Origin of the sequence: Micromonospora sp. NPDC051006, assembly GCF_044456245.1 — a bacterium.
Lineage (GTDB): Bacteria > Actinomycetota > Actinomycetes > Mycobacteriales > Micromonosporaceae > Micromonospora.
This window is the reverse complement of the sequence record NZ_JBITFP010000004.1, coordinates 38,989-45,915: the sequence shown is the minus strand read 5'-3', so window position 1 is coordinate 45,915 and position 6,927 is coordinate 38,989. Positions and strand designations below refer to the sequence as shown.

At 70.2% G+C, this 6,927-nt stretch carries 2 protein-coding genes; both read right to left on the bottom strand.

Annotated features, from left to right (window positions below; translation table 11 throughout):
* Positions 1 to 126: 126 nt before the first annotated feature.
* Positions 127 to 4,866, bottom strand: a complete 4,740-nt coding sequence (locus ACIBBA_RS08965) for a discoidin domain-containing protein (protein ID WP_396695278.1) — start codon at positions 4,864 to 4,866, stop codon at positions 127 to 129.
* Between the two features lie 139 nt (positions 4,867 to 5,005).
* A complete protein-coding gene (locus ACIBBA_RS08960; RefSeq protein WP_396695276.1) occupies positions 5,006 to 6,925 on the bottom strand; it encodes a glycoside hydrolase family 127 protein in 1,920 nt (639 codons plus the stop codon).
* Positions 6,926 to 6,927: the final 2 nt, after the last annotated feature.

The following is a 6,927-nucleotide window of genomic DNA, read 5'->3' as shown; positions in this document are numbered from 1 at the left end:
CCGGGGCCCCCCCGGGGGCGGGGGGGGGGGCGGGGCGCCCCCCCGGGGGGCGCGCGGGGGGGGGGGCGCCCGGGGGGGGGGGGGGGGGGGGGGGGGCGGGGGGGGGGGCCCCCCCACCAGTGAGGGTCAGCCGCAGCTGATGGCGCCGTACGGCGCCTCGATCTGTGTGGTCACCGGCTGGCCGTCGACCGTCCCGGTGGCCTTCACCGTCGCGGTGCCGGCCTGGACGGTCTTGGCTCGCGCGTTGAACGCCTGGTAGGCGGAGTTCCCCGCGGCGACGTCGGAGACCGTGCGCGACCCGTACGGCGTGATCAGCTCGATGGTGAGCGGGACGTCGTCGCCGTTGCGAGCGTTGACCGAGACGTAGGCGTTGGTCCCGATGCACTGGGTACGCGCCTGGACCTCGACGTCCCACTCCGGGGGCGGCGGCACGTCGCCCACGGTGAGGGTCAGCGTGGTCCGGGTCGCGCCCGCGTTGCCCACGTAGTCGGGCCGGATCAGGTCACCGATGACGGTGTAGCGACCGGGAGTCTTGACGATGTTCTCGTCGAAGTGCCAGTCGACGCCGATGGCCTGGTTGTCCCGGGAGCCGTCGTTGTAGGAGACCTCCACCTTGTTCGGCAGGTACGGCAGCTCGCCCACGTCGACGGCCTGCTCGAACGACTCGACGCCCTGGATCGAAATGCCGCCCGGGGCCGTCTCCGGCCGTACGTAGACGCGGGCCTCGGCGATCAGGCCGTACGCGTCGTTGGTGCCGTAGACCACGAACGGCTCGACGTTGGTCTCCGCGACCATCTCGGGCGTGATCTGCTGCCAGTTGAAGGCGACGGCGCCACGAGCGCCGCTGGCGTAGACCGCGTCGAGCGTGCCCGGCAGAGTGGGCACCTGGCCGACGGCTGTCCGCATCAGCACCGGCGAGCGTACCGAGTCGACGGTCTCGCCGTTGGCGCGCCAACGCAGCACGCCCGTACCCGCACCGCCACTCATCACACCCCAGATGCGGATCCGCAGGTAGCTGGTCGTGACCGGCTGGAAATCGAGGTGGTTGTAGGTGTTGGTGGCCAGCGCGTTGCCGTACGACGAGCCCTCCGCGAGGGTGACCGGCGTCCAGGTGGTGCCGTCCGCGGAGCTTTCGATCGCGTACGTCGTGGCCGTGGGCCGGCGGGTGCCGCCGTTGTCGTCGTACCAGTAGATGTCGGTCGACGACAGCCGCACCGGCGAGTTCCACCGGTACTGGATCCACGCCGCCCGCTCGGTGCTGGTGCCGTTCTGTGGTTGGCCCCAGTTGCCCCAACCGCTCCCGGCACCGGGGTTCGAGTTGTTCGGCGTGGTGGCCTCGTTGACCCGCTGGTGGTTCTCCCACGACGCGGTGCCGCTGGTGCTGATCGTCGCCGAGGAGCCGAACTCCGCGGTGACCTCGCGCTCGGTGATGGTCACCGCGACGGTCGCCTCGGAGCGCTTCTCACCGTCGTTGGCGAAGAAGCGGAACACGTAGTCACCGGCGACCGTGCCGGTCACCCGGGTCGCGAGCGCCTTGGCGTCGGCGAAGATGACCGCCGCCCCCGCGGGGGCCGAGACGGTCTCCCAGCCGAAGGTGAGGTCGCTGTCGTAGGGGATGCCGTCGTCGGACGCGGTGCCGACGAGCCGGGTGGAGAGGTTGCCGTCCGCCGAGCCGTCGCGGGTGGCGGTGACGGTGGGCGCCTTGTTGGAGACGGGTGGCACGTCGCGTCCCGAGTCGAACACCTGGATCTCGGAGATCGCAGTGTAGAAGGTCGGGTTGTTCGTGAACGCGATGCGCACCTTGTTCGAGGTCACGGATCCGAAGAGCGCCTCGTTGAACTTCGCCGCCGGGACGGTGGGGTTCTTGAACTGGCCCGGCACCTCCTTCCAGCCCCCGTTCCCGTCGGGCACCTGGACCCACCAGCGTGCGGGCTCCCGGTAGCCGCCGGCCTGGCGGTCGCTGACGAAGGTCACCTTCACGTTGTCGAACGACTTGGCCGAGCCCAGGTCGAGTTCGACGTAGCCGTTGCGGTCGGTGGTGCCGTGGTTGCCCCAGTACGGCTCGTTGGCGGTGACGCCGTCGGTCACGGCCGCCAGCGACACCGGCCGCTCGGTCTCCTTGATCGCGCCGGGGGTGTAGTTCATCGAGGTGGTGCTCCAGCCGGGCGTGTGGAACTGCCGCCACGGCGTCGAGCGGGCGCCCTGCTGGGTGTACGACGATTTGAGGCTCGCGCCCGCCGCCAGGTTCGGCGCGTCCTCGGTGAGGTCGATGCCGGCCGTCTTGAGGTACGTGACGACGCGGTCGTCCTCGATCGAGGTGGTCACTGCGGTCGGGAAGGTGGTCCCGGTGGTCGCGGTGAAGGTGACGGTCAGGCCCGCCTCGGCCTGGACCTGGTTGGTGTTCGGGTCGTAGGTGAGCTTGCCGATCTGGTCGGTGCTGACCTTCTTCTCGCCGTTGAGGAACAGGCTGTAGCCGGCGCCCAGCCCGTATCTGCTGCCGTCGGGGTCCCAGACGATCGTGACGTCCTGCCCGTGGTACCGCAGGTTGTTGACCATGAAGTGGTCGTAGCCGAACTTGATCGGCCACAGCTCGATCTTGTCGTCGGAACGCGGCTGCAGGCCCGCCATGTCCTCGACGAAGATGTAGTTCATGTTCCCGAGCATCACGTGGTTCGGGTTGTTGCGGTTGTAGGTCTTCTCGGCCGCGTTCCAGTTGGAGTAGTACTCCGCCTGGTTCGGGGCGCGCAGGTCGGCGTTGGGGTAGATGCTCCAGGCCATCCAGTCCAACAGCCGCTTGGCGTACGCCGGGGTGACGTACTTCTGCTCCCGGTCGTAGTGGCGCAGCGCCGAGCGGACGCCCCGGTACTGGACGGTGAAGTTGATGTTCGAGAAGTTGTTGGAGCCGCCGACCCCGTAGGCCGTCCGGTCGTACTGGTTGGCGGTGTAGAACGGGAAGATCGGGAAGTTGTCGCCGTAGGTCAGGAAGCGGTACCCGTCGACGTAGGTCTGCCACTGGTCGAACGGGATGAGGTTCTCGGCGTAGACGTCGTAGAGGTTCGACTCCTTGGCCGGGATCAGGTCACGGGCCTCCGCCGGAAGCGGGTTGGCCCGGCCGTTTGAGCTGGCCGCGGAGGTGGCTCCGTGCGAGGTGCCGGCCAGGAACATCCGCATCTCCGGGCTCCACAGCCGCCCGAGAATCGCCTCGCGGATGCCGTCGGCCGAGGCGGCCATGGCGTCGACCTTCGCCTGGTCGGCGCCGGAGATCTGGTAGAGCTGCCGGGCCGCGTCGAACGCGCCCCACACGTACGCCGACTCCGGGCGTTCGATCGTGCGGGCGCCGGGCGCACCGCCGTTGGCCTTCGGGAAGCCGAAGGAGATGGCGTCCGCGTCGTTGCCCGGCATGTAGTTGGTGTCGTAGGCGATCAGCTTGTCGCCGTTGCCGTCGTAGTGCTCGAGCTGACCGACGCCGTCACCCTCGAAGTAGCCGGCGAACTTGCGGGCGATCTCCGCTCCCCCGCCGTGCACGTTGTAGGCCTCCAACCCGGCGGTGCCCAGGTACTGCGAGTAGTGGTTGTTCCAGCTGGTGTGGCCGGGGCTGTCCAGGAAGGCCGAGGAGCCGGACAACTCGCCGATGTTGAGGATCTGGCCGTACGGCAGATAGGGCGTACGGATCCACTTGGTGTCCTGCAGGTGCATCGGCTGGGTCAGCGCGACGGAGTTCTGGTAGAGGTTCACCCCCTCGATCGTCGTGGGGTACTGGTAGACGTAGCCGGGCGCGTTGGCGTCGAGGCTGTTGTAACGCTCGCCCCACCAGCGGTAGACAATCGCCTTCTCCATCGCGGGGTCCGGCACGTCGATGTAGGGGATGTCCTGGGCCCAGCGCCGGTTGAACTCGGTGATGCCGTTGCGCACGGCCTCGGCCGGCGACAACGCGGCGTAGTCCCGGTAGCTCTCGACCGTCTCCGGCAGGGTGGGCGAGGAGACGGCGCCGACGACCGACAACGACACCGAGCCGCCGGCGGGCACCGTGACCTCGCGGTCGAGGTTGGTGCCGCTGCGGGTGAAGCCGGCACCGGTGAGGCCGATGCTGACGGTGTTCCAGGCGGTGTCGACCAGCCCGTTGTTGGAGCCGCTGGTGATCGTACGGGTGCCGGAGAGCTCCGCCGGGCCGCTCCCGGCCTGGGTGGCCAGGGGCGAGGCGGCGCGGACGGTGAACGTCGCGGGCGCGTCGCCGGGGTTGCTGAAGTCGATGGCGGTCACCGCCACGTTGTCGTACGTGATGAACTTCGTCAGGTTGGCGGAGACCCCGGTGGCGCCGATCGTGTACCGGCCCCTGGCGTGGCTCGGGGCGTTGAACCGATCGGCGTTGACCTCGGTGACCGTCTGCCCGGGCACGGTGACGGTGTACAGGTTGCCGAGGTTGTTGGGGCCGCCGACGAAGGTGCTGCCGGCAAAGCCCATGACGGTGAAGTTGTTGTTGCTCGCGCCGCGCATGTACAGCGAGCGGCCCCGGGTCATCAGCACCGCCGACCCGACCGGCCCGCTGACGCCGAGGACCCGGTCCAGGTAGTAGTCGGTGCCGCCGGCGGCGAGATCCTTGTCGAAGATCGACTGGTGCATGCTCGTCGCGGTGAACGGCACGCCGGGCTTCAACTGGTTGGCGACGTCACCGACGTTGTTGTAGACCGGATCCCCGATCTCCATGGCATGGCTCTGCCCGTTGGTGTAGACGCCCACGTCGCTTTCGTTGCCGGGCAGGACCGGGCTGTCGGCGTGTGCCGGGGACGGCACACCGACAGCCCCTCCCACCACGAGCGCGGTCAGGGCGGCCCAGAGGGGCGCCCTCCGCACGCGCGGACGGATCATGTCTTCTCCTCCTCGTTATCGGTGCGGCCGGCATTCGAGGCGCCGCCGGCGCCGCACCTCGGGTGGTGGGTTCGATCCGGTACGTGTTAGCGCTAACATGCGGCACGTTGTTCAGCTTGCTCAAGGCGTTTCCTGGTGATCAGTCCTCGGTGGAGAGCCAGACGCGCATCGTCGAAGGCCCACGGTTGGCCCAGGCGTGATACGCCACCAGCGGCACCTCGTCGAGCTGCTCGTCCACGAGGCGAGCCGGCTCAGGGTTGACCCGGTAGGGCCAGTCGTCGTCGTCCGGGCGCACCCGCCGGCAGCGCACGGTGACCCTGCCGTCGACCACGGTGGGCGGCCCGCTGGTGTCGACGCGGAGCTCGTCGACGGTCTCGACGCCGGCGACGTCCACCGACTCCAGAGCGAGCACCACCGGGCCGCGCTCCACCGCGACACAGCCCCGGACGGCGTCGATGCGGGGATCCGGGTAGGTGAACCGCGGCGACATCGGCAGGGACAGGACGACCTCGTCGCCGCGTCGCCACCTCCGCCGCTCGGTCACCACCCCCGGACCGACCGGACGGGTGCCGCCGGCAACGGTGACCGTCGCGCCCTCGGCCGCCCAACCCGGCACCCGCAACGACAGCGACCAGGGCTGGTCGTCGTCGCTGTCGATGCGCACCCGGACCTCGCCGTCGTGGGGATAGTCGGTCGCGATGCTCAGGCGCCGCTCCCGCCCGTCGGCGAGGCGGTGCTCGACCGTGCCGGCCAGGTACTGGTGCAGCTGGAGGCCGTCGTCGTCGGACGTCGCGACGTACGCCGCCAGGCTGGCCAGGGTGCGGGCGACGTTGGTCGGGCAGCAGGAGACCTCGTACCAGGGCGCCCGCAGGGACGCCGCCGCGCGCAGGCTGGGCCGGTCGGCGTCGGGTAGCGTGCCCAACTCCCGGCGGTGCAGGGTGTTGGTGTAGAAGAAGCTGCGCCCGTCAGCCGACGGCGAGGCCGACACGACGTTGAACAGCGTCCGCTCGATGAGGTCGGCGTAGCGGGACTCACCTTCGGCGAGCAGCAACCGCCAGGCAAGCATCACCGAGCCGACACCGGCGCAGGTCTCGGAGTAGGCCCGGTCGGGTGGCAGCACCCAGTCCCCACCGAACGCCTCATCCTGGTGGCGGGAGCCCTGCCCCCCGGTGACGTACGTACGCCGGGCGACCGCTCTCTTCCACTGGTCGCGCACCGCCTCCAGCAGGCCGGCGTCCTTCAGCTCGACCGCGACGTCGGCGGCGCCGGCGGCGAGATAGTTCGCCCGCACCGCGTGCCCGCGCAGCACCGCCGCCTCCCGCACGGGAAGGTCGTCCTGGAAGTACTCCCGACCGAACTCCACATCGCTGAGCCGGCCGTGGCCCCTGCGGTCGACGAAGAGGGCGGCCTGGGCGAGGTAGCGGTCGTCACCGGTGGTCCGGGCGAGTTCCACCAGCGCGCACTCGATCTCCGGATGCCCGCACAGGCCGTCGATGCCGTCGGGCCCGAACGTCTCGCACACGTTGTCGGCGGCCCGCCGGGCGACCTCGAGCAGCCCGTCGTCGGCGCCGGGACGCGTCCGGGCGCGGGCCACCGCGGCCTGGAGCAGGTGACCGACGCAGTAGAGCTCGTGGCCCCATTCGAGGTCGGACCACCGCGGCGCCTGCCCCCGACGGCCGAACCTGGTGTTGAGGTAGCCGTCGGGCTCCTGCGCCGCGGCCACCCGCCGCACCACGGCTCGGAACCGCGACTCGAGCCCGGCATCGCCGGTCCGGCCGATCTCCCACGCCAGCGCCTCGAGGAACTTGTAGACCTCCGAGTCGGAGAACTCCCGCCCCCGACGCTCGCCGGACAGGTCGCCCTGGACGGCGAGGTCGAAGTTGCGGATCCAGCCCTCCCGCTCGAGCCAGTACTGGACGTGCTCCAGGCTCGCGCCGGCGTTGACCGACTGACGCTCGGCCCAGAATCCGCCGGTGATCCGGACCTCCCCCAACCCGAGCGGCCGAAGCCGGCCACGGGTCGGCAGGACGGGCGCGGCCGTGGGTGCCGTGCCGCTCATAG

Coding starts and splice junctions, on each gene's coding strand:
- ACIBBA_RS08965 (WP_396695278.1), bottom strand. CDS start 4,866: ATGATCCGTCCGCGCGTGCGGAGGGCGCCCCTCTGGGCCGCCCTGACC.
- ACIBBA_RS08960 (WP_396695276.1), bottom strand. CDS start 6,925: ATGAGCGGCACGGCACCCACGGCCGCGCCCGTCCTGCCGACCCGTGGC.